Annotated in this window: 17 protein-coding genes; 9 read left to right on the top strand and 8 right to left on the bottom strand. The window is 71.7% G+C overall.

The genetic code is table 11. The features are described 5' to 3' along the window. Positions 1–8: 8 nt before the first annotated feature. From WMF26_RS06480 to WMF26_RS06470, 3 genes are all read left to right on the top strand, one after another. Positions 9–1,265, top strand: a complete 1,257-nt coding sequence (locus WMF26_RS06480) for a DUF2169 domain-containing protein (protein WP_437999594.1) — start codon at positions 9–11, stop codon at positions 1,263–1,265. 100 nt (positions 1,266–1,365) lie between these two features. Next, positions 1,366–1,929 (top strand): hypothetical protein, encoded by a 564-nt coding sequence (locus tag WMF26_RS06475; protein ID WP_437945252.1) that lies wholly within the window; start codon positions 1,366–1,368, stop codon positions 1,927–1,929. 17 nt (positions 1,930–1,946) lie between these two features. Then, complete coding sequence (locus WMF26_RS06470) at positions 1,947–2,735, top strand: TIGR02996 domain-containing protein (RefSeq protein WP_437999593.1); 789 nt, start codon at positions 1,947–1,949, stop codon at positions 2,733–2,735. Here WMF26_RS06470 and WMF26_RS06465 read toward each other — a convergent pair whose 3' ends face one another. The 4 genes from WMF26_RS06465 to WMF26_RS06450 all read right to left on the bottom strand — a co-directional run bounded on the left by WMF26_RS06465 (position 2,736) and on the right by WMF26_RS06450 (position 8,533). Then, a complete protein-coding gene (locus WMF26_RS06465; RefSeq protein ID WP_437999592.1) occupies positions 2,736–5,186 on the bottom strand; it encodes a hypothetical protein in 2,451 nt (816 codons plus the stop codon). A 13-nt stretch (positions 5,187–5,199) separates the two neighbouring features. Further along, positions 5,200–5,835 (bottom strand): peptidoglycan-binding domain-containing protein, encoded by a 636-nt coding sequence (locus WMF26_RS06460; RefSeq protein ID WP_437999591.1) that lies wholly within the window; start codon positions 5,833–5,835, stop codon positions 5,200–5,202. 379 nt (positions 5,836–6,214) lie between these two features. Beyond that, positions 6,215–7,108, bottom strand: a complete 894-nt coding sequence (locus WMF26_RS06455) for an N-acetylmuramoyl-L-alanine amidase family protein (protein WP_437999590.1) — start codon at positions 7,106–7,108, stop codon at positions 6,215–6,217. Positions 7,109–7,285: 177 nt separating this feature from the next. Continuing rightward, positions 7,286–8,533: a DNRLRE domain-containing protein gene (locus WMF26_RS06450; protein ID WP_437999589.1), complete on the bottom strand. Its 1,248-nt coding sequence runs from the start codon at positions 8,531–8,533 to the stop codon at positions 7,286–7,288. Positions 8,534–9,283: 750 nt separating this feature from the next. Here WMF26_RS06450 and WMF26_RS06445 point away from each other — a divergent pair. Beyond that, on the top strand, positions 9,284–10,231 hold the full coding sequence (locus WMF26_RS06445) for an oxidoreductase (RefSeq protein ID WP_437999588.1): 948 nt from the start codon (positions 9,284–9,286) through the stop codon (positions 10,229–10,231). Positions 10,232–10,279: 48 nt separating this feature from the next. Here WMF26_RS06445 and WMF26_RS06440 read toward each other — a convergent pair whose 3' ends face one another. Then, positions 10,280–11,503, bottom strand: a complete 1,224-nt coding sequence (locus tag WMF26_RS06440; RefSeq protein WP_437999587.1) for an MFS transporter — start codon at positions 11,501–11,503, stop codon at positions 10,280–10,282. A 195-nt stretch (positions 11,504–11,698) separates the two neighbouring features. Here WMF26_RS06440 and WMF26_RS06435 point away from each other — a divergent pair, with 195 nt between their 5' ends. From WMF26_RS06435 to nudC, 3 genes are all read left to right on the top strand, one after another. Further along, positions 11,699–12,559, top strand: coding sequence for an MBL fold metallo-hydrolase (locus WMF26_RS06435; protein WP_437999586.1), 861 nt, complete (start codon positions 11,699–11,701; stop codon positions 12,557–12,559). Between the two features lie 423 nt (positions 12,560–12,982). Next, positions 12,983–14,029, top strand: coding sequence for an ABC transporter substrate-binding protein (locus tag WMF26_RS06430; RefSeq protein ID WP_437999585.1), 1,047 nt, complete (start codon positions 12,983–12,985; stop codon positions 14,027–14,029). 114 nt (positions 14,030–14,143) lie between these two features. Continuing rightward, positions 14,144–14,953: an NAD(+) diphosphatase gene (gene nudC, locus WMF26_RS06425; RefSeq protein WP_437999584.1), complete on the top strand. Its 810-nt coding sequence runs from the start codon at positions 14,144–14,146 to the stop codon at positions 14,951–14,953. 49 nt (positions 14,954–15,002) lie between these two features. Here nudC and WMF26_RS06420 read toward each other — a convergent pair whose 3' ends face one another. Next, positions 15,003–16,079: an ABC transporter substrate-binding protein gene (locus WMF26_RS06420; RefSeq protein WP_437999583.1), complete on the bottom strand. Its 1,077-nt coding sequence runs from the start codon at positions 16,077–16,079 to the stop codon at positions 15,003–15,005. A gap of 51 nt (positions 16,080–16,130) precedes the next feature. On the opposite strand from WMF26_RS06420, the gene WMF26_RS06415 reads away from it, so the two are divergent. Beyond that, entirely contained in the window at positions 16,131–17,102 is a 972-nt protein-coding gene (locus tag WMF26_RS06415; RefSeq protein WP_437999582.1) for a D-2-hydroxyacid dehydrogenase family protein, read from the top strand. An 87-nt stretch (positions 17,103–17,189) separates the two neighbouring features. On the opposite strand, the gene WMF26_RS06410 is transcribed toward WMF26_RS06415, so the two are convergent. Both WMF26_RS06410 and WMF26_RS06405 read right to left on the bottom strand, forming a co-directional pair. Further along, positions 17,190–18,350, bottom strand: a complete 1,161-nt coding sequence (locus WMF26_RS06410; RefSeq protein WP_437999581.1) for an RCC1 domain-containing protein — start codon at positions 18,348–18,350, stop codon at positions 17,190–17,192. Between the two features lie 197 nt (positions 18,351–18,547). Beyond that, entirely contained in the window at positions 18,548–20,959 is a 2,412-nt protein-coding gene (locus tag WMF26_RS06405) for a cellulose binding domain-containing protein (protein WP_437999580.1), read from the bottom strand. Between the two features lie 668 nt (positions 20,960–21,627). Here WMF26_RS06405 and WMF26_RS06400 point away from each other — a divergent pair. Beyond that, a complete protein-coding gene (locus WMF26_RS06400; protein ID WP_437999579.1) occupies positions 21,628–22,698 on the top strand; it encodes a GH12 family glycosyl hydrolase domain-containing protein in 1,071 nt (356 codons plus the stop codon). The last annotated feature ends 102 nt before the right edge of the window (positions 22,699–22,800 follow it).

Raw genomic sequence — 22,800 nt, 5'->3', positions numbered from 1 at the left:
CATGGACCGTGCGCTCCCCTCGATGGCCTGTCGCCATAACGTCGCTCGGCCGCGCCTCGGCCGCGACGCTGGTCTGGCGGCTGCGGGGGCAGCGGTACGTGACCGCGGTCGTCAAGGCGACGTTCGGGCTCGTGGCCGAGGGCACGATGACGCTCGGTGAGCCGGACCCGATCGTGCCCGACGAGGTGCCGGATCCCTCGGGCGTGGGGCTGCGCTCGGCGGGGGATCTGGCGCCGTACCTGCGCGAGGTGGACGTGCTGCTGACCGGACACGCCGAGGTGCCTCCGACGGTCGCGGGGGAGATCCAGGTCCGGCTGGCCGTGGTGCAGGAGGGCGCCCTGCGGCTCGACCGTTGCGTGACGCTCGACGGCAGCGCGCCGGGAGGCGAGGGTCAGCGGCGCGTGCGGGTGGACGGGATGGGGCCGCTGTCGCGCCGCTGGCCGCGGCGCGAGGCGCTGCTCGGGGCGGCGGATCCGAGGCGGCTCGAGGGCGTGGCGCTGGAGGTGCCCGAGGAGCTCGACTGGGGGTACTTCCAGGCGGCGCCAGCCGAGCAGCGGATGGAGCGGCTGCTCGGCGACGAGTGGGTGGTGCTGGGGGGCATCGTCGCGCAGCGACCGCGGCTGCGGACGCAGCTCGCGGGCGCGCGGGGCGTCGCGCGGCTCTACCGGCGCGAAGAGCGGGCGCCGCGCGAGGGAGCGGCGCTGTCCCTGCGGGCCGACACCCTGCAGATCGACGCGGATCGGCGGTGCTGCTCGGTGGTGTGGCGAGGGTACGCGGCCGTGGGCGAGGAGGATCTCGAGGCGCTCCGGGTCGTGGCCGGCGTGGAGCTGCCGGGCGAGGCGCTGCCGTGGGTCGACCCCTTCGCGCCGGAGGCGCGGGAGGCGGGGCGAACGGCGCCGCTTCCGGCCGCGCCCTCGCGCGCCACGCTGCCGCTGCCGGCCCAGGCGGCGCCGGTGGTGACGAACGTCGAGGATCATCCGCTCGAAGGCACCGTGGAGCCGCTGAGCGCGTACGTGCGCAGGCCGGCGACGCCGTTCGAGGCGCGGCCCGAGCTCCCTCCGGCCGCGCCCGCGCCGCTCACGCCGCCCGCGCCTGCGCCGCTCCTCTCGCCCGCCCCCGCGCCGCCCCCGTCGCCCGCGCCCGCTGCCCCCTCGGGGCCCATCGCCGCGGCCCCGCCGCTGCTGGACGCGGAGCTCTCCGCCGATCCCGCGGGCCTCGGCGACGCGTTCCTCTCCGCCATGACCGAAGCGGGCGCCTTCCCGTGACGATCGCGCGCCCGGCCTCGGATCGCCCCTCGCCTCGGGGCCTTCCTTGCGCAAGGGCGGGCTGATACGCTCGCGCGAGCCCGGGAAGGAGCATGGTGCTTTGAAGCGGCTGCTATCGCTGGGTCCGCGGCGCTTCGCGATCGAGCTCGCCGACGGCCGTGAAGGCGGCGCCGACCGGCTCGGCGATCGCGCGCGGGAGGCCGCGTGGCTGCGCCAGCTCTTCGCGGAGCCGCAGAACCGCCCGGCGCTCCGGCGGCTGCTCGACGACGCCGCGCCCGCGAGCGCCGTCCGCCGCCTGGCCGACGCGGACGTGCTCGGCGCGCTCGGCCGGCTGCTGCTGAGCGGCCGCGTGCGGCTCCGCGAGGCTCCCCTCCCCTGGCTGCCGTCCTACGGCGGCGACGAGGCCAGCGCCGAGGACCAGGCGCCCGCCGACGCCGCCCCGCGCGCGCCGAGGACCGAGCTCACCTGGGTCGAGATCCGCCTCATCGGCGAGGACGACAAGCCCATCCCGCACGAGCGCTACCGGGTGGAGCTGCCCGACGGCTCGATCCGGGAAGGCTCGCTCGACCACGAGGGCCGCGCCCGGCTCGACGGCATCGACCCGGGCACGTGCCTCGTCACCTTCCCGGCGCTCGACCAGGAGGCCTGGGAGCGCGTCGGTTGACCGCGTAGGCTCGCGCGGTGGCCACGGAAGCCGACCTCCTCCGCGATGTCCTCGCCGCGCCGGACGCCGACGCGCCGCGGCTCGCGTACGCCGCCTGGTGCGACGACCAGGACGACCCGGCCGTCGAGGCGCGGGGCAGCTTCATCCGCGCGCAGATCGCGCTGCTCGCGACCGACGAGGCCGCCGAGTCGGATCGCCACTTCCGCCTCTCGTGCCAGGCCCGCGACCTCGAGGAGGCCCACCGCGCCGCGTGGATCGCCGCGTTGCCGCCGGAGGCGCGCGATCCCGTCTTCGACCGCGGCTTCGTCGAGCTCGTCACCCTCGACGCCCGCGCCTTCCTGCAGCGCGCTGGCGCGCTCCTCGCGCTCGCGCCGATCCGCCACCTGACGATCGACGCGCTCGGCGGCGCGGCCGAGGAGCTCTTCGCGTCGCCGCGCCTGGCCGGCGTCCGCTCGCTCCGGCTCGACCGGGTGGGCCTCACCGACGACGACGTGGAGCGGCTCGCGGCGTCGCCGCACCTCGCCGAGCTGCGCTGGCTCTGGATCGGCAACAACCGCGTCACGCGCCGCGGCGCGGAGGCGCTCGCGGCGTCGCGGCGCCTCCCCGCGCTCGGCTACGTGGGCTTCGTCAACAACCCCTTCGACCCCTCGGAGCACCAGGGCCACGATCAGGGCGTCATCGTCGACCGCTGGCTCCCGCCCGAGGGCCGCGCGCTGGAGGCGAAGTTCGGCGCGCTGCGCTGGCTCCACACCGAGGCGCGCACGCTGCTCGAGGTGGTGCCGGACCGGCTGCGCATGCCCGGCTGATCAGTACACGAGCTCGTCCGCCGGCCGGTACTGGGCGGTGAGCTTCGCGATCGGCGCGTCCCAGGACGGCTTCCAGCCCGTCCGCGCGAACTCGGCCACCTTCGTGAGCTCGCCCTTGATCTTCGCCTTGAGCGCCTCGCGGTTCTTCCAGACATCGTCGAAGAGCGCGCCGTCGGTTCGCCTCACCGCGTCTCGCGCGTCCGCGATCTTTCCGGCCAGGACCTCGTCGTCGCCCACCTGCTTCGCGATGTTGTGGGGCTGTTTGTTCAGCGTCTTGTCGAAGCTCTTCCAGCCGTCGTACTTGCCCTCCCACCCCTCGGGCAGCGGCTCCGCCTGGCCGAGCGCGTGGCGAACGAGCGCCTTCTTCAGCTCGGCGATCGTCACGTACCCGCTCTGCGTCTTCTTCCGGACCTCGATGATCCTCCGCGCGAGATCGACGTCCCCGAGGAGGGCCTCGAGCTCCTTCTGGGACATGGTGTTCACGTTGGTGTTCGGGGCCTTGCCATTGCCAGGATCGAAGTAGTGATTGGCCTCCGCCACGTTGAGGGCGGAGAAGACGAATCCCACGAAGATGATCCGCCCCTGCGCCGGGAGCGTCTCGTGGTACGCGCGCATCTTCTTGACCGCGGCGTCCTCGGCGCTCACCAGCGCGGCGTTGCCGGTGGCGGCGGCGCCGAGCACGCGCACGGACTCGTCCTTGGTCTGGAGCCCGACCATCCGGCCGTCGGCGGGGGACACGAGGGGGACGAGCTCCAGCATGGCCGCGATCTTCTCGGCTTGCCCCACCTCGCGGATGTCCTGCCCCGCGCAGCGGATCACCCGGTCGTAGCTCCTGGGATCCTGGATCGCCTGCGGGCGCGCATAGCTGTCGTAGAATTTGAAGGCGCCGCCCTCGAGGTCGGACACCTGCTCGTCGTAGTCGCGGATCAGCGCGGGGATGGGCTGCTTGCTCATCTCGGGCGCGTTCGGCACCTTGTCGTACTTCGCGTCGGGGCTCTGCTTGAAGGTGACCCGGAGCCGCGGCGCGGCCTCCTCGACCCGGTCGAGATCGCACCCCTGGCCGAAGCGCCACTTTGGCTCCGCGGGCAGGATGACCGCGAGCTGATCGTTGCGCCCATAGGCGAAATCATCCATCCGCATCGGCTGACCTCGCCGCTCGCTCGCGCTGTCGGCCGGGTGCTTGAGCAGGATGTCGTTGCGGCCGATGGGGAACGACTCGTGCAGCGTCTTCGTCGCGAGCCAGTCGACCCATTTGTCCGTCTCCTCGGCGCGCTCCACCATGTTGACGCCGACCCCGCCCCCGCCCATCACGCAGTAGCGCTCGCCGACGCTCCAGTCGGTCTCTCGATAGAGCCCCTCGGTCCCGGAGAGGATGGCCCGCCGCTTCTTCGCGTCGTCCCAGCGCTCGACAGGCTCCCAGAGCCGGGTGCGCACCGCCTCGTAGAGCTCCGACGTGACCATCGTCTCGTCCACGGCGCGCGGCTTGCCGGCGCCGGTGCAGATATCGATCTTGTCGGCGTAGAGCCAGTGGAGGTGCGCCGTCGTGTCGGCGAGGAGCAGCCGGTAGCGCGGGAAATCGCGCGGGTGCGGCCAGCGGAGCATGAAATCGAGCTCGCCCTCGTCGATGCCCTCCCGGAGGATGGCGCCTCGGGCGCTGTCGTGGAGGGCCGTCGTCCCGCGCGGCACGATGGCGAGGACGCACATGGCGAGGCGCAGCAGCTCCAGCGGGCGCACCGCCGGCCCGTAGGCGGTCGCGATCAACAGCCGCTTGTTCGCGCGCACGTGCTCCGCGAGCCGCGCCCGCTCGGCCCGCGTGTCCGCGGCGAACCTCGTCGAGTCGCGCGGCCCGGTGACGTCCTCTTTCCCGTCCTCGTTCGGCCCGCCGAGCGCGGGCCGCTGCGCGAGGCCCGGCAGGCCGAGCAGCTGGGGGAACTGCCCCATCTTGTGCTGGTTGTAATGGCTCCAGGGATCCTCGAACCCGACGTGCAGGATCTCCGCCGGGGCGACCCGGGCCTTGCCCCACGCGCTCTGCCGCAGCGTCGTGTGGTCGACCGTCGCGGCCGTGCCGTCGCCGATGATCACATAAGGCGGGATCGGCCTGCGCAGCGCGTTCTGCCCCTCCCGCTCGGCGTGGGCCTCCGCCTTGTAACGGTCGTAGATCTCGGTGACGCGCTTGACGCTGCGGCTCTCCTTGTAGACGAACCGCCAGTTCTTGCCGAGCCCCGCGGCGATCGACCGGAGGACGATGAGCAGCAGCTCGCTGCTCACGGTCTTGCCGTGATAGACGACGCTCGCGGGCTTCGTCTCGCCGTCCCCTCCGACGATCAGCAGGCCCTTGTGGTCGCGCGGCCTCGACAGCTCGGTGCTGACCTTGTTCCTGGCCTCGTTGCCCGCGACGGAGGTGCCCGCGTCGGCGTCGGTGATCGTGATCTCGGTCCAGTAGATGTGCACGGCGCGCCCCTCCTCACTCCTCGTGCCTGCGCTCGATCTCCTGGAAGGTGTCGTCCTCCGGCAGCGACTCGTCGAGGTCGTGCGCGGCCCGGAAGCGGGCCAGCGCGTCGGCGAAGGCGGGGCTCCGATGCCCGTCGACCTCACCGTGATAAAAGCCCAGGTTGGCGAGGCGAGACTGGATGCCGCGGACCTCGTCCGAGGGCTGGAGGTGGCCGAGCGCGATCGTGACGACCTCCTCTCCGCCGGACAGGAAGAGCCGCGCCTGCCTGGCGTTGTTGGGGATGAACTCCTCGATGCGCCCGTCGCCGTCGGCCTTCTTGTCGTTCGGGCGGAGCTCGCCGTCGACCTCGAGGAAGTACTCCTCGTTCGCGCGGGGCCTGCCCTCGTGATCGAGGAGCCGGATCCTGAGCTTCGCCGGGACCCCGCGCCGCCGGAAGGTGTGCACCTTCGCGGTCTGGCAGCTCTCCTCCCTGGGCCGCGGATCCGGCACGACGACCTTGTCGGCGCCGGGGACCAGCGTGAACGGGTCCCTCCGGAGCTCGCGGAGCGCCCGGTTCTCCGGGTGATCCCAGAGCGTCTGCCAGAAGAACCCGTTCTCGTAGGCGATGCTGGTGAAGCAGTCGCCCGCGCGGACGCGATGCGCCTTCATCCCCGCCTCCGCGCAGCAGGGAGCGTCGCCGGGCGGCGCCCGGGTTCAGCGCCGCCCGCCACGCCCGCGCCCCGCCCACAGCCCATCTCATCAAAAGACCAAAGGGCCCCCGGGAAGTCAAGCGCCCGGCCCGCTCGACAGCGGTCGACTTTGCCCAGGGAGAGTCCACATGAAGGCGGGAAGGCGGGAAGATCATTGATGTTTTCTTCTTCCCACCTTCCCACCTTCCCACCTTCCCACCTTCCCACCTTCCCACCTTCCCACCTTCCCGCCTTCCCGCCTTCATGTTCAATTTTGACCACTGCCGCCCGCTCGACGGCCGGCGCCGGCGGCGCGCTCGCCACGCGCATTGCCCCTGTTCGCGCCGTGCCGGCGCGCTTCAGGTCGGCGGGTGCGACGCCAGCGCGCCCTCGCCGCCGAGCGCGTCGGCCAGCGCGGCGGCGGCGGCGGCGGCGAAGGCGTCGAGCGTGGCAGGCTCGGTCCAGCGGGTGGCCTCGCGGGCGTCGAGCGCGTGGTGGGTCTCGATGAGGATGGAGGGCATGGAGGGGCGGCGCAGGACGAAGATCCGCTGGTCCTGGGGCCGCCGGTCCACGAAGACGCCCGGCTGGGCGGCGTCCGGCGCGTACAGGCCGCTGTACGCGGCGCCGCCGTAGGGCAGCAGGCCGGCTTCCTCCATGCGCCGCGCGAAGGCGCGCGCGAGGGCGAGCCGGCGGGTGCCGAGGGCCGGGTCCCCCTCGTCGGACCAGAGCACGGCGAACCCCGGCGCGGCGAGGCTGAGCGGGCACGCGCGGCCTTCTGCGGGCGACCACGTGTCGATCCTGCCGCGCACGTCCGAGTGCAGGCTGACGAACGCGTCGGCGCCCCACCGGGCGGCGTCCTCGACGCGCTCCGCGTAGGGCAGCGGCCGGTCGCCGGTCCTGCCCACGCGCGCCTCGAAGCGCCGGGTGGCGTTGAGCCGCTCGGCGAGCGCGCGCGCCGCGGAGAGCGTGAACTCCTGCTCCTCGACGCAGAAGCAGGAGACGTTGCCGGTGTTGCCCGGGGCGCCGTGGCCCGCGTCGAGGTAGATGCGGCGGACCCCGAAGCCGGGCGGGAACACGGCGGCGGGCGCGACGACGCGGGCTCCCGGGAAGGGCCACCCGCTCGGCGCGATCGGGAGCTTGAGGGCGCGCCGCGCCGCGGTGTCGCGCGGGAGTCCGGGGGCGAGCGCCCGTGAGAGGGCGGCGGCGCCGGCGGCGCCTGCGAGACCGAGGACGAGCTTCCTGCGCGAGATCACCGCGGCCCCGCTTGCTACCAAAGGCGGGGCGCGGCGTCAGGTTCTCGGCAAACCAGCCCGGAGGAGGTGGCCGGGCTCGCCGCGACGAGCGACATCCCGGGATCGCCCGGGACGTCGGGATCGCGACCCGGCGCGGCCCTCCGCGCCTCGTCCGGAGACCCCGAGTCGGCGACTGCGCTACTGGGCCGACGTGTAGCAGACCTCGAGCTTCGGCCGGACGGCGATGTTCGCTTGCTCGCTCGACCGGATGTCGGTCCGGCCGTTCACGTCTTGGAGCGCGATGCCGTGGTTCGGCTGGGCGCCATCCACCCAGGTCTGGACGAGGGCCGCCACGTCGGCGGTCGCGACGGCGTCCGCGGCGACCGTGGACAGGGTGGCTTCGAGGGCCGCGTTGTACCCGGGGACGTTGCCTGCGTGGACGGTCGACTCCTGCCAGGGGCCGTTCACGCGGTGCAGCTCGATGGTGCCGGCGCTCGCCTTCCACGCGTGGGAGAGCGAGAGGGTCGCGGAATCGACGTCGGCTCCCGCCGGGATGAACGACAGATCGAAGGCCAGCAGGCCCACCTGCGGGCCCTCCGGGAGCGTGTTCAGGACGACGTACGGGTAATCGCCGTACGGCCACGAGACGCCGGGCTGGATATGCGCGTCCGCCACGCTCCCGTTGGTGCCGCGCTGCACGACGACGCACTGCGACTGGGCCGGGGGCTCGCAGGCGTTGCCGATGCCGTCGTTGTCGGCGTCGGCCTGGGAGGGGTTGGGCACCGCCGGGCAGTTGTCGCACGAGTCGAAGACCCCGTCTTGATCGGTGTCGGCGGCGACCACGGTCACCCGATCGAGGAGCGTCCCCTGGCCGTTCGAGAGGCCCAGATCGTTGAACTGGAGGCGCGTCGTCGCGCCGGTGGCCACGAGGGTATAGGTATAGTAGACCCACGCGGAGCTGGCGGTCGTGAGCGTGGCGACCTGCTGGCCGCCCCAGACGACGCCGAGCACGTTCTGGCTCGCGCTGGTGCCGGGGCGCGCGGCGAAGGCGAACCGGAGCTGGTACGTCGCGCCCGGGACGGTCGTGAGATCCTGGTAGATGCCGCTCGAGTTGCTGGCGTCGAGCTCGACGTGCTGGTCGAGGTGCGCGGGGCTCATGCCGTTCGAGTGGTCATGGATCTGGATCTGACCGTAGGCGGCCTGCCAGCCGTTGATCGAGCTGTAGATGGCCGAGTTGTTGCGCGTCACGTTCGGCTCTTCGAAGCTGCCGTTCCTGACGATGTCGCCGGAGGGCAGCACCGAGCAGGAGACGAGCGCCGCCGCGCCCTCGCCGACGGCTTCGTCGTTGTCCTCATGCGGCTCGGCGGCCGCCATGCAGCCGGAGATCATCGAGGCGAGCGCGAGGACAGAGACAGAGACAGAGATCGACGGATAGGTGGTTCTCATGGGAGAGCTCCTCGTTGCGGCGCCGGCATGGCGGCGCCGCGCCGTGCGGCGAGCTGCCGCACGCTATGGATTGAAAAACGTGTTTACAAAGTGTGAGCGATGCTGATAAACTGTTGGGTTTGCCGCGAAGGCGGACCGACGAAGGTCGTTATTCGTCCATCAGCGCGCGCGGCACGACGGCACGACGGGACGGCCGTTGCGAGGCGCTCGCCTCGCGCATCGTGCGCCGACCTCGAGCTGCGTCGACCGAGGAGGCCCGCGTCCCCCTGGGGGAGGACCACCGGCCTGCGATCGATGGACGGAGTCGGACGAGCGCGATCACGAGCATTTCTTGCAACTGCCAGCCGAGGCGCTGTCTTCGTTATATCATGAAATGGGCGAACGGATCACCATCATTCGCACCCGGTGTGCAAATCGAGAGATGGAACCACAGAGGCACAGAGGGAAGAGGAGAGAGAACAAATTTGAGAGAGATAAAATTTTCCAATCTCTCCTCTGTGCCCTCTGTGCCCTCTGTGGTTCCATTTTCTCCCCATCACGGGACCAGGGGGCGGCGGGGAGCGGCGGGATCAGCGGCCGCGGCGAGCGCGTCGCCCAGCGCCTTTCGCGAGCCCCGCCTCGCCCGCGCCGGCGAAGCAGCCGAAGAACGCCGCGTCGACGCGTTGACGCGTTGACGCGTTGACGAACCGCGCGCGCGTTCCGATCGTCGAAACCGGAACGGCCGTCCCGGTTTTGTGCGAGGAGAGGGCGATGGACCAAGGAAGAGATTCTCGCGCGCGGTGGACCGAGGCTGACATCCCCAGCCAGGCGGGCCGAGTCGCGGTCATCACGGGCGGAAACACCGGCATCGGCCTCGAGACGGCCCGGGCGCTGGCGGAGCGCGGGGCCACGGTCGTGCTCGCGTGCCGCGACCTGGAGAGGGCCGGCGCCGCGGTGGCGCAGATCGAGGCCCGCGCCCCGGGCGCGACCGTGCGCGCCGTGCGCCTCGATCTCGGCGCGCTCGCGTCGGTCCGCGAGGCCGCCGGCGAGCTCCGGGCCGCGTACGACCGCATCGACCTGCTCATCAACAACGCCGGCGTGCTGTCCTTCAAGCGCGAGGTCACCGCCGACGGCTTCGAGCTCCAGCTCGGCGTGAACCACCTCGGCCACTTCGCCCTCACCGGCCTCCTGCTCGACCGGCTGCGCGACGTCCCGGGCTCGCGCATCGTGACGGTGGCCAGCATGGCGCACCAGCAGGGCGCCATCGACTTCGACGACCTGCAGTGGGAGCGGTCGTTCCGGGGGTTTCCCGCGTACGGGCGGTCCAAGCTCGCGAACCTGCTGTTCACCTACGAGCTCCAACGCCGGCTCGCCGCGGCCGGCGCGAAGACGCTCGCGCTGGCCGCGCACCCCGGCGGCTCGAACACCTCGATCGCCCGCAACGGGCCCGGCTGGATGCGCGCCCTCGGCAAGATCACCAAGCGGTTCGACGTCTTGCAGAGCGTCTTGCAGAGCGTCCCGATGGCCGCCCTCGCGTCGCTCCGCTGCGCCGTCGATCCGGGCGCGCGGGGCGGCGAGTACTACGGGCCCCCGGGCCGCTTCGGGATCTCCGGCTTCCCCGAGCGCCTCGAGTCGAGCGCCCGCTCCCACGACGAGGTCACGCAGCGCCGCCTCTGGGAGGAGTCCGAGCGGCTCACCGGCGTGACGTACGGCCTCTGACGAGGACGAGGCCCCGTCGCCCGACGGATGGCGCGCGGCGAGGCCCGCTCACCCCTCGTCCGCGGTCCGCTCCCGGAGCGGCACGAGCAGCCCGAGGAAGGCGATCGAGAGCGCGGTCCCGAGGGCGAACAGCCCCGCATAGCCGAGCCGCTGCGCGAGGGCGCCCGACAGCCACACCGCGGGGGATTTCCCGAGCACCTCGACGCTCGCCAGCAGCGTGTAGTGCGTCGCGCCGACCGAGCGCCGGACGCGCGACATCATGAAGGCGAACACCGCGGTCGTGAGGGCGCCGCCGAAGAGGTGCTCGGCCACGGTGACCGCGATGACGGCCCCGGCGGTGGGCGGGCCGGCCGCGGCGAGATACCACTCGCCGGCCATCGCGGCGGACCGGAGCGCCGAGGTCACGCCGACGGCGGCGAGCAGCGGCACGCGCTGCGCGAGGAGGCCGCCCGCGAGCGAGCCGGCGATCGACGCGACCAGGCCGTACGTGCCCACCCAGAGGCCGATCTGGTGCGGCGGGAAGCCGGCGTCGACAAGGAAGGGCTTGAACATCATGTCGACCATCGCCTCGCCGAGCTTGTAGGTCCCGAGGAACGCGACGACCCAGAGCGCGCCCGGCGCCCGCAGGGCGACGGCGACCGTCGCGAGCACCTCGCGCAGCGAGCGGCGCGCGCGCGCCTCGACCTCGCTCGCGGGGGGCTCGCGCAGCGCGAGCGAGGCGAGCACCGAGGCGAGGACGAGCGCGGCCATCGCGCCGAACTGGCCGCGCCAGCCGATCCACGCGCTCGCCCAGACGAGGAGCCCGCCGGCGGCGAGCATGCCGACCTTGTAGCCGACCACCTGCGCCGCGTTCGCGAGGCCGAGCTCGCCGCGCCCGAGCAGGTCGATCGCGAGCCCGTCCACCGCGATGTCCTGCGTGGCCGCGAGCAGGTTCATGAGGAAGACGAGCGCGAGCAGGGCGCCGAGGTGGCGCGACGGCGGGACGAACGCCGCGGCCGCGCACGTGAGCGAGAGCAGCACCCCGAGCGGCAGGATCCACGAGCGGCGCCGGCCGAGCCGCTCCCACCCGAAGCGGTCGACGAGCGGCGCCCAGAGCGCCTTGGCGACCCAGGGGACCGCGAGCGCGCCCGCGAAGCCCACGCCGGCGAGGGAGACGCCGCTCGCGCGCAGGAAGACGGGCAGCGCCGTCGCCTGGAAGCCGAACGGGATGCCCTGAGCGAAGTAGAGCGCGGCGAGGGCGGCGATCTTGCCGGCGGACGTTCGGTCTGCCACGACCGACAATCGTAACCGAGCGGACGAGCTTTGGTCGCGCCAAACACGGATGCTGGCGCAGATCTCGATTCGGCCGCGGGCGCGGCGCGACCTCGATGAGCACGCCGCACCGACCTCGATGAGCACGCCGCACCGACCCTCGATGAGCACGCCGCACCGACACACCACGTCGACCGACCGGGCGAGCCCGCGCCGATGATCGCCGACACGTTCTCCCCGCGATCGCTCGCGCCGGCGGGCACGGTCCGGGTGCGGTGGCTGGGCACGGCGGGGTTCGCGATCGAGCACGCGGGCGCGGTGGTGCTCATCGATCCCTACCTCACGCGCGCCTCGCTCCGCCGTTGCGTGCTCGGCCGGCTCGCCCCCGACGCGGCCGCCGTCGCGCGCCACGCGCCGCGCGCCGACGCCGTCGTCGCCGGCCACACCCATTTCGATCACGCGCTCGACATCCCGGAGATCGCGCTCCGCACCGGGGCGACCGTCTTCGGCTCGCGCTCCGCGGTGGCGCTCTGCCGCGCGTCCGGCGTCCCCGCGGCGCGCGTGCGCGACGTCGAGCGCGCGCCGGGCGGCCAGCCGGTCGTCGCCGAGGTCGGCCCGTTCGAGCTGCGCTTCCTCCCGAGCGCCCATTCGCGCCTGCTGCTCGGCCGGGTCCCCTTCCCCGGCGACATCTCCGATTGCGACGAGGTCCCGCTCCGGGCCGAGCGCTACCGGTGCGGCGCCGTCTTCGCGGTGGAGATCCGGGTCGCGGGCCGGCGCATCGTCCACCTGGGCAGCGCGGAGCTCGTCGAGGCGGGCCTCGATTGCAGGGAGCCCGACCTGCTCCTGCTCTGCGTCGCCGGCTGGACCGCCTCGCGCGGCTTCCCCGAGCGCGTCGCGCGCGCCCTGTCGCCGCGCGCGGTGCTCTTCTCGCACTGGGACAACTTCTTTCTGCCCCTCGATCGCCCCGCCGTGGCGCTGCCCGCGATGCAGGGAGAGCGCCTGGCAGAGCGCCTCGGCCGGGCGGCGCGCGACGTGAAGATGGGCGTGCTGCCGCTCCTCGGCGAGCTGTGGATCTAGAGCGGTTTTTAGCTGGAACTGACACATCGTCCTCCGTCTCTCGTCCCCGTCTTCCGTCTCCGTCTTTCGTCTCCGTCTTTCGTCTTCGCTCTTCCGTGCGCGTGCGCGTGCGCGCTGACTCCGGGGAATCGCGCACGCGCACGCGCACGAAGGACGAGCACGGGAGACGGGAGACGGGAGACGGGAGACGGGAGACGGGAGACGGGAGACGGGAGACGGGAGACGGGCTTCTTGCTGCGCCGCTGCTCGAATTTCAGCAGCTCACCAACACCATTGCTGCTCCAGCAGCAGCTCCGCCGCAGCGCGACCGGCAGGCTCCTCGCCGCTGGCGATACCCGCTTTCGCAGGGCGACCGCGTCCGTTATAGTGGACGCGTCGTCGCTCGATAGCTTGCGAGGGACGCCAACCGGAAGGGAACGTTGCATGAAGTCCTTGTTGAGATTGCTCGCCCTCGTGCTCGCGCCGCTCGCCATCGCGCTGAGCGCCCGGGCCGCCGAAAAGCCCAGCGAGATCCGCGTCTCCAACCCCGGCGTGGGCGTCGGCAATCGCCCGGTGGTGGGGGGCTCGGCCTGGGCGCTGCTCAACCTGCGGGGCGCGCTCGAGAGCGAGTTCAAGAGCGACGGCTTCCCGGTGCGCTGGAACTTCCTGCGTGGCGCCGGGCCGGCCGTGAACGAGACCTACGCCAACGGGCTGACCGACTTCTCGCTGCTCGGCGATCTGCCGTCGATCATCGGCCGCGCCGGCGGCTTGAAGACCCGCATCCTCGCGAGCGGGCCGAAGACCAACCTGTACATCGCCGTGCCCGCGGACTCGCCGATCCAGAGCGTCAAGGATCTCAAGGGCAAGCGCTTCGCGGTGTTCAAGGGCACCTGCCTGCAGCTCTCGGCCGCGCGCATCCTCGAGGCCCACGGGCTCAGCGAGCGCGACGTCCGCGCCATCAACATGGACAACGCGACCACCAAGGCGGCCCTGGCCACCAAGGACGTCGACGCTGCCATCGGGCTCAATGACCTGCTCGCCCAGCGCGATCAAGGCCTCGTGCGCATCATCTACTCGACCAAGGGCGACCCCCGCTACACCTGCAACAGCACCATCATCGGCTCGGACGATTTCATCCGGAGGTACCCCGAGGTCACCAAGCGCGTGGTGCGGCAGTACGTCCTGGCAGCCAAGTGGCTGGCGGATCAGGACAAGGACCTGAGCGAGGCGTACCGCCTCTGGGCGCGCTCCGGCACGCCGTTCGCGTCGTTCAAGGAAGACTGGGCCGGCGAGTCCGCGCGCGAGAAAGACAGCCCGCTCGTGGACGCGTACGTGGTCGCCCGCTACAAGACGAGCATCGCGGACGCCAAGCGCCTGGGCTTGATCCGCGCGACGTTCGACTTCGAGCCCTGGGTCGATCGCAGCTTCCTCGATCAAGTCCTGAAAGAGGAGAAGCTCGAAGGCTTCTGGAAGCTCCGCCCGGCGCCCTGACGGCGCCTCGAGCCCGGAGCGAAGCTGCCGGGTGAGGCAGGCCGGATCGCCGCTGCCAGCCGTCGCGCGCGGCGCTGGCGGCGCTCGGCGAACGGCGTACACTGGCGCTCCGAGATGACGACCAACGACGATGTCGTGGTGATCGTGCGCGAGCTGGACGTCGTGGTGGAGCGCGCCGGCGGGCTGTTCCTCGGCCGGCGCGGCGCCCTCCCGGCGTTCGCCGATCCGCCCGTGTTCCTCGGCAGGTTCGACGATCGCGGCTGGTACGCGGCGCGCGCTCGGCCCGACGTCGCGCTCCCGGACGAGCTCGCGTTCGCGTCGGTCCGCTCCCTGTTCTCCGAGCTGCCCGAGCCCACGCTGAACATCCTGGGGCGCGCGCTCGCTGGCGTCGAGTTCGCCGAGACGCACCGCCACTGCGGGCGCTGCGGGACAGCCACCGAGCCGGGGCCGGCGGCGTCGGACGCGCGCGAGCCCAGCGCCGGGGAGCAGACGCGGCGCTGCCCGAGCTGCGGCTTGAGCGTGCACCCGCGGATCGCGCCCGCGGTGATCGTGCTGGTGGAGCGCGAGGACCGCGTGCTCCTGGCGCGCAGCGCGCGTTTTCCGCCCGGGCGCTTCAGCGCGGTGGCAGGCTTCGTGGAGATCGGCGAGTCGCTCGAGCAGGCGGCCGCGCGCGAGGTCGGCGAGGAGGTCGGCGTTCAGATCCGCGATCTGAGGTATTTCGGCAGCCAGCCGTGGCCGTTCGGCCGCTCGCTGATGATCGGCTTCTCGGCCACGTACGCCGGCGGCACGCTCACCCCGGACGGCGTCGAGATCGTCGAGGCCGACTGGTTCTCGCGCGACCAGCTGCCCGACCTCCCGCCCAAGGTCAGCATCGCGCGCCGCCTCATCGACGCCTTCGTTCAGCGCCCCACGCCGCGGTCTTGAGCGACGCCCGCGCGGCGCGCCGACGGGACAGCGCCGCTTCCGGCGCTCCCTATTTCACGGCCTGCTCGTTCGCGTAGGGGTTGAACTCGTTCGTGTAGAGGCGGCTCAGGGCGATCTCGCCCGGCTCGAGCTCGCCGCTCTTCACCATCCAATCGAGCCAGATCTGGAAATCGCGCTCCGCGATCGAGCCGCCCTTGCCGGCGACGCCGTAGCTGCGCCAGAACCGGATGGCCGCGTCCTCCTCGTTCCGACCGCGCTTCTTCATCAGCGCGATGAAGCGCTCCACCACCGTCTCGCGCGGGGTGCTCCGGGCCCACTCGATGGCCTTGGCCGTCGCCTCGACGAAGCGCCGCACGGTCTTGGGATTCTCCTTGATGAAGCTGGTCTTCATCACATAGCTGCCCGCGGTGAACTTGCCGTAGAGCTCGTAATCCGAGAACAGCGCGCGGACGCCGCCGCGCTCGAGCGCGCGATCCCGGTAGATGTCGCCGAGCGACGCCACGTCGACCTGCTTCTCGCGGAGCAGCTGCTCGCCGTTCACCGGGGGGACGACGAGCAGCGTGATGCGCCGGGCCTCCTCCAGCGTGATCTGGTTTCGCGACAGGAACTCCTTGACCATGAACTCGCTGTGAGCGCCGAGCGTGTTCATGGAGATCGACTTGTCCAGGAGGTCGCGCGCGGCGCGCAGCGGGCTGTCGTTCAGCACGTAGAAGCCGCTCTGGCGCTGCTCGTCGACGCCGTAGTAGCCCGCGACGGCGATGATGGGCGCCTTGGCCGCGATCAGCTTGATGATGGCGCCGTTGAAGGCGCCGCCGAAGTCGGTGTCCCCGGTGACCACCGCCTGCACGCTCTGCGGGCCGCTCACCGTGCTGCCGATGAAGTTCAGGCGGATCGGCGCGAGGTAGCCGAGATCCTCCGCGAGCTCGATCGGCGACACCGTGCCGTTGTTGCCCTGATACCGGAGCTCGAGCGTCTCGAATTCACCCTCCGGTCCGGCGGCGGAGGCGCGCGACGCGCCGTCGCGCGAGCAGCCCGCCGCGCCGCACAGCGCCAGCAGGACGAGCAGGAAGATCACAGGCGACGCGGCGCGGAGCAGGCCAGACCGGACAGGACGCGAAGGAGCCACGTCCGCAATATTGGACAACCATCCGCTAAAATGCAAGCATCCCCGGCAAGCATGTCCTCCAGCACCTCGCCTGCCTCGTTTCGTGTTGCCGTGCTCGACGACTACCAGCGCGTGGCGCGCTCGCTCGCGCCGTGGGGCTCGCTGGGCGCGGGCGTCGAGGTCGAGTTCTTTCACGATCACGTGGCCGACGCGCGAGCGCTCGTGAGCCGGCTTTCGCCGTTCGATGCCATCGTGGCGATGCGCGAGCGGACGCCGTTTCCGCGCGCCGTGCTCGCCGAGCTCCCCAGGCTGCGCTTGCTGGTCACCACCGGCGCGCGCAACGCCGCCATCGACGTGGCCGCCGCGCGCGAGCTCGGCGTGGTCGTGTCCGGCACCGGGGGCCTGCCCTACCCCACGGCCGAGCTCACCTGGGGCCTGCTGCTCGCGCTGGCGCGGAACATCCCGCGCGAAGATCGCGCGGTGCGCGCCGGCGAATGGCAGACGACCCTGGGAATCGGCCTGTCCGGCAAGACGCTCGGGCTGCTCGGCCTCGGCCGCCTCGGCGCGCAGGTCGCCCGCGTCGCGCTCGCTTTCGGCATGCGCGTGACCGCCTACAGCCAGAACCTCACGCGCGAGCGCGCCGCCGAGCACGGCGCGACGCTCCTCCCGCTCGACGAGCTCTTGGCCGGCGCCGACGTGGTCAGCATCCACCTGGTGCTCTCCGAGCGGACGCGCGGGCTGCTCGGGGCGCGCGAGCTCAACCTGCTCAAGCCCGGCGCGCTGCTCGTGAACACCTCGCGCGGGCCGATCGTCGACGAGCGCGCGCTGATCGACGCGCTCACGAGCGGTCGGCTCGCCGGCGCGGCGCTCGACGTGTTCGACACCGAGCCGCTGCCCGCGGAGCACCCCTTGCGCCGGCTGCCGAACACCGTGCTCACCCCGCACCTCGGGTACGTCACCGAGGAGACGTATCGTATCTTCTACCGCGACGCGATCGAGGACATCGCCGCGTTCCGCGCCAACCAGCCGGTGCGCGTGCTCTGATCCTGCGAGCGCTCGTCTACAGCGATTACGGCGATCTCGAGCGGTGGCTCGATATCCGCGCACGCCTGTTCCAAAGCGACGCCGAGGCTACAGCCCGAACACGCGGACATCGCCGCTGCCGCGCCAGGACCAGCAGGCGATCTCCCCGCTCGCGAGGGCGGCGCAGGTCTCGTCGTAGCCGACGGAGACGTGAACGACCTCCCCGGGTTCGACTTCCTGCGGTGTCGCCGTCGAGGAGGCATCCCAGCAGACGAGCCCGCCGCCCTGCCGCACCGCGCAGGTCCGGTTGTACCCGGCGCTCACCTGAATGGCATCGTCGATCCCGAGCACGTGGAGCGGCCCGCGGGCGCCGTCGTCTCCCTGGTAGTCGCCGCCCCAGCAGACGACCTTGCCCGACGCGAGGCGGGCGCAGTCGTGCGTCCAGCCGGCCGTGATCTCGACGGCGCCCTCGACACCCTCGACCTTCACGGCCGTCACCGCCTCCTCACCGGTGGTGAGCCATCCCCAGCACGCCACCTCTCCGGTGGCCCGCAGCGCGCAGGTGTGATCGATGTTCGCCGCGACCTGCACCGCGTCGTCGAGGCCGGTGACCGCGACCGGGGCCTGCGTCTGCCCGACGCCCTCGACGCCGAGCACCGGCGCGGGGGACGGGCCGCCCCAGCAGATGACCTTGCCCAAGCTGCGGACTCCGCAGACGTGGTGATGACCCGAGGACAGCTGGACGACGTCCTTGACGTCCCGCAGCATGAGCGGCTCCGCGCTGGACACGCCGACGGGAACGGCCTGCCCGAGCTGCCCTTCGTGGCTGAAGCCCTGGCAGGAGACGCGCCTGGTTGCGTGGAGGAAGCACATCTGCTCGGCCAGGCCGGACGCAGAGACGATATCGTCGAGGCCCGGCCGCTCGACCGGACCGCCGGTCAGGCGCTCTTCCAGCGTGACGCCGCCCCACCAGCAAAAGACCTTTCCGGAGGCGGCGACAGCGCATTTCGGCGCGCCCGCCGCGATGCGCACGGCGCACTCCGCGGCGACGCAGGAGGGCGTAGACACCGGGTCGGGAGGAGCGCCGCCCGAGCCGGTCGGGGACGCGCCCTCGCCGCCGGCACCGGAGCCGCCGGTGCCCACGACGGCAGGACCGCCGCCGGTGGCGCCAGACGTGTCGTACGGGACGATCTCGACGGAACCGCAGGCGGCCAGGGCGGCGGGGAGCGCGACGGTAGAGAAGAGAGGAGCGACGATGGAGCGGGGCATGGGATCCTCCGTTCGGCGGGCGTCTCCGCCGAACGGAGGAACTATGGAAGCGGGCGGCGGGGGCGCTCCTTAAGGAGACCTTAAAGCGATGCCGGCCCCGGCGTGCCTACCCTCATGAGTCGCTCGGCGCGCCGACCTGCGCGCGGAGCCGGCGCGCCCCGGCTCGGCCTCCGGGCCGGGGGCGCGCCGCCGCCGGCTCACGGAGCGAGCGCCGTCTTGTCGAGGCGACCGAAGTCCCAGACCACGGAGGAGCCAGGACCGTAGTCGACCGTCACCGGCTCGTGCGCGGCGAGGCGGTCGAAGGCGGCGCGCGGGAGCACGAACTGGACGGTGTGGAGATCGCCGTTCGGATGGCGCGCTCGGATGCTCCGCTCGGCGCCGACGGTGAGCACCAGGCTCGTGGCGCGGAGGTCGAAGAACTCGGCGCTGGTGAGCGTGAGCTCGACGGCGTCGGGGCCGCTGATCTTCAGGCTCTTGATGGCGTTGCCGGCCGTGATCCGCCGCGGCGCGAGGGCGGTCGCGCCGGCGGCGCGGGCGATGGACATGGGCGGCGCCGCGCTCGACAGGGCGGGGGCGAGCCGCGCCGCGGCCGCCGGCGCCTCGGTGGTGGCGCGCGTCGCGCGGAGGTTCGCCACGAACACGCTGTTTCCGTTGAGCGGGGTGGTGAAGGTCAGCCGAGCCCCGCGCACCGAATCGAGCGTGGCGCCGGTGAACAAGGACAGCGGGATGCGCGCGGTCGGCAGGGTGCTGCCGCCGCGCGGCGGCGGGCCGAGCTCCAGGTAGTCGCCGATGGCGACGGCGCTCGATCGGCTATCGTCGGCGTTCACGAGCTCCACAAGGAACGACGCCTCGGCCGGGTCGGAGCCCCAGCTGCGGTCGGCGCGGAGATCGAGGTAGTCGTACCCCGTGAGATCGAAGCCCGTGCCGACGGGGGACCAGTTCGATTGGAAGAACGTCGAGCTGCCCTCGACCACGTCGTGGATCCAAGCGCCCGAGTGCGAAGGATCATGTCCGCTCAGGGAGATGTGCTCCACCGTGATGGTGCCGCCGGTGGTGTTCGGCAGGCCGTAGGAGCTCGTGCCGGTCGGGCCGATGAAGTCCTCGAGCAACAGGCTGTCGGCGGAGTCGCCGCCCGGGTGATAGCCGCGGCGAACGCGGAAGGGGACGTTCGGGAACGGGAAGGCGGGGTCGAACAGGGCGTTCGCGGCCTCGTCGCGGTCCACGCCCACGTTGGCGGTGAAGAAGGAGACGGCCGCGAGGCGCCCCGTCTCGCGCTGCGCCGGCGACCCGTACTCCGTCGGGTCGAAGAGCGCCTCGTGATCGATGCAGCCCGTGATCCCGCCGCCGTTCGCGTCCGCGAGCTGCCACTCGCTGTTGTAGTAATTGTGGTTGGCGCCCCACACATGATAGAAGGACTTGAAGTAGGGCTCCGGCTCGGGGATGCTCATCATGCGATCGAACGGGCGCAACCCGGGCAGGTCGCTCAGGTCCCAGTCGCAGGCCGGCAGGATCACGTTCCAGGCCGTCTGGTCAGCGTTCAGGCGCTGGCCGTTCTGGCCCTGATCGGTCGGGCCGATCTCGAAGATCCCGCGGAAGCTCACCGGGCTCTCGATCAGCGCGGGCCACGGGCTGCCGCTCCGGCGGTATTCGTTGTAGGCGAACCGCACGGCCTCGCCGCCGCGCGAGTGCCCCATCAGCCCGACCTGATCGAAGTCGATGCGATCGTGCAGATCCACGCCGAGCGCCGTGGGGGTCGGCTCGGCGCCGCTGTCCCAGCGGCTCAGCCGCTCCAGGTGGCGGAGCAGCAGGCGCCCGCGCGGCCCGATGACCAGCTCGTCGGTCGGCGAGCTCGAGGCGGCGTGGATGCCGCGGTTCGTGTTGATGGACACCACGAAGTAGCCGCGCGCGGCGAGGTCCGTGGCGATGTAGTCGTAGCCGCGGTGGTTGGGGACGACGACGTAGTTCGCCGGGCACGTCCCGGTCGCGGCATACTGGTTGTTGTTGTCCACCCGCGGGTTCTGGCCCGTGCCGCAGGTGGGGTGGTTTCCGTGCATGAACACGAGCAGCGGATACTGCCGGCCGGCCTCGAGGCTCGCCGGGCGGTAGAAGGACGCCCAGAGCTCGGTCGCGTAATCAGGGCTGACGGTCGCGTCGATCGCGGCCGGGAACTTGTACTCCGCGATCGCCACGCCGTTGCCCATCGGCGGCAGGTCGCTGCTCACCGACAGGATGACCGGCTGGATCCCCGGGCTCGGGATGTTGGCGCAGAAGCCGAGCTGGACGTTGCCCGACGCGGGGATCGCCGCGTTGTTGCCCTGAGGGGTGACCGTGATCTGACCCGTGCTTCCGCTGAACGTGCCGTTCCAGCTCGAGAAGATGGCGCCCGAGCCGACGTCGAGCCCGACGCTCCATGTCCCCGTCGTGGCGGTCGCGTGCTGGTTGCTCACGGTGACGCTCGCGCAGTACCCCTGACCCCACTGCGAGTCGATCACGAGGTTGGCGCTGATCCCGTTCGCGCCCTGCAGCGCGGCCTGGGATGTGCCGATCGGCTCCGTCGAGCCTTCGCCGCATGCCGGCACGAGCGCCAGCGCTGCAGCGGCTACCCACATGTCCCATCTGCTCTGGAGGTTGTGCATAGATCTTACCCAAGTTGATGGCAAAGCGCCCCATCGTCGCGCCCTGGTTCGGCAGGGCCACGACGCGGCTGGCCCTCGGCCTCGCGAGGGAGGCGTCCAGCGAGCGCGGACACGAAAACGACGATGCCCTCATCACGAGGGCACAGGAACGATAAGCCCGCCGAACCGGTCACCCGTGTTGTTAGACGCGAATTTTCGTCTCGTCAATGGGCGCGCTACGTCGTATTCCCGGCATTCGCCATCACGGCCTGCGCGCGCGCGACGCTCGACGTCATCGTGTGAAGTATCGTAAAGAACCATGAAGTTGACTCATGGCTTCCTCACGAGAGCTCCCTGCGCCGCCGGCGACTCTGGTGGATGGTTCGACGGGTCGAGCAGCAGGCTCAGCGGTTGCCGACCGGCCTTCGCGCGAGCGCCGCGCCGTGGCGCGCGGCGCTGCTCCCACGCGAGGACGCAGAGCGTCAACATCGACGGAGCGACGTCAGGTTCGCGATGCGGCTGGTTCGAAGCACGCCACACTTTTGGAGCCGGGCGGTGGCGCCGTCGCTGTTGCTAAAATGTTCAAGCCGCGAGCAGCTTTTTGGCGAAACGGCATCACCGCGCGCCGCCGTGCGCCGGTATTCAGGTGTATGTTCCGCGGCATGCAAGCGCTTACCCTGACCAAGTCTTTCGCACGGCTCACGCTGACGGCGACCCTCGTCGCGGGTTGCTCTGGATCTTCTGACCCCGGAGGTGACGGCGGAGCGACGGGCTCCGGCGGGCTGCCGACCGCGAGCGGCTCGACGAGCGGCGGCGCGGGCAGCGGCGACGGCTCGACCACGGGCGGCACCGGCGGCACGAGCGTCGGCACCGGCGGCGCCAGCGGCGGCACCGGCGGCGCGGGCAGCAGCGTCGGCACCACGGCGGGGACGGGCGGCGGCGGAGCGGCAGGTACGGGTGGCGGCGGCGCGGGCGACAGCACCGGCACGGGCGGCACCGCGAACCCGGGCTCGGAGCTCGGCACCGGTGCCATGGAGGGCTCGGGCAGGTCGAGCGAGCGGTACGAGACGGGACTGGTCTCCCGCGATGGGAGGCCGTACGTGCTCATCACCAACGGCTGGGGCCCCGGGTTCGACAGCCACACCGTCTCGTGGGAGGGCACGTCGTTCACGGTGGAGAGCATGAGCGGCTCTGCTGGCTCGATGGGGCAGCCCGCCTCGTATCCGACCGTCTTTTGCGGCCGCTACTCGGTGAGGGAGGTGCCCGATTGCGGGTTGCCTGCGCCGAGCGCCTCGATCACGAGCCTGCGCACCGGCTGGCGCTGGGCCAAGAACGGGAACGAGGGCCAGTACAACGCCGCGTACGACATCTGGATGGGCAACGGCACGCAGCTCCAGGGCTACCTCATGGTGTGGCTGCGCGATCCGACGCGCTTTCAGCCCGCCGGGCAGCCGAACGCCGCGCACCAGGGCGTGACGGTCGCGAACGTCCCCGGCACGTGGAACATCTGGAACGGCATGGTGAACGGCCTGCCGATCGTGAACTGGGTGCGCGCCGAGGGCAACGACAGCTACGAGATCGAGTTCGACGTGATGGACTTCGTGCGCGACGCGCAGACGCGCGGGCTGAGCGTGCCCGGCAACCAGGTGAACGCGGTCGCCGTCGGGTTCGAGATCTGGGAGGGGCCGATCACGAACCTGAAGAGCGTCGATTTCTACGTCGACGTGAACTGACGCGAACTAACGCGAACTAACGCGAACTAAGTCGATCACAGCGGAAGAAAGGTGCCAGGACGCGGTAGACAAGGGGGTCGACATCTGGCATCTCATGTGCGG

The sequence above is a fragment of the Sorangium sp. So ce185 genome (genome assembly GCF_051526825.1).
Lineage (GTDB): Bacteria > Myxococcota_A > Polyangia > Polyangiales > Polyangiaceae > Sorangium > Sorangium cellulosum_D.
The sequence above is the reverse complement of the archived record's forward strand: the minus strand, read 5'-3'. Positions and strand labels throughout refer to the sequence as shown.

Bases quoted from the DNA above. Each gene is read 5' to 3' on its own strand.
- WMF26_RS06405 (WP_437999580.1), bottom strand. From the start codon at position 20,959: ATGTGGGTAGCCGCTGCAGCGCTGGCGCTCGTGCCGGCATGCGGCGAA.
- WMF26_RS06410 (WP_437999581.1), bottom strand. From the start codon at position 18,350: ATGCCCCGCTCCATCGTCGCTCCTCTCTTCTCTACCGTCGCGCTCCCC.
- WMF26_RS06445 (WP_437999588.1), top strand. From the start codon at position 9,284: ATGGACCAAGGAAGAGATTCTCGCGCGCGGTGGACCGAGGCTGACATC.
- WMF26_RS06400 (WP_437999579.1), top strand. From the start codon at position 21,628: ATGCAAGCGCTTACCCTGACCAAGTCTTTCGCACGGCTCACGCTGACG.
- WMF26_RS06415 (WP_437999582.1), top strand. From the start codon at position 16,131: ATGTCCTCCAGCACCTCGCCTGCCTCGTTTCGTGTTGCCGTGCTCGAC.
- WMF26_RS06460 (WP_437999591.1), bottom strand. From the start codon at position 5,835: ATGAAGGCGCATCGCGTCCGCGCGGGCGACTGCTTCACCAGCATCGCC.
- WMF26_RS06430 (WP_437999585.1), top strand. From the start codon at position 12,983: ATGAAGTCCTTGTTGAGATTGCTCGCCCTCGTGCTCGCGCCGCTCGCC.
- WMF26_RS06435 (WP_437999586.1), top strand. From the start codon at position 11,699: ATGATCGCCGACACGTTCTCCCCGCGATCGCTCGCGCCGGCGGGCACG.
- nudC (WP_437999584.1), top strand. From the start codon at position 14,144: ATGACGACCAACGACGATGTCGTGGTGATCGTGCGCGAGCTGGACGTC.
- WMF26_RS06450 (WP_437999589.1), bottom strand. From the start codon at position 8,533: ATGAGAACCACCTATCCGTCGATCTCTGTCTCTGTCTCTGTCCTCGCG.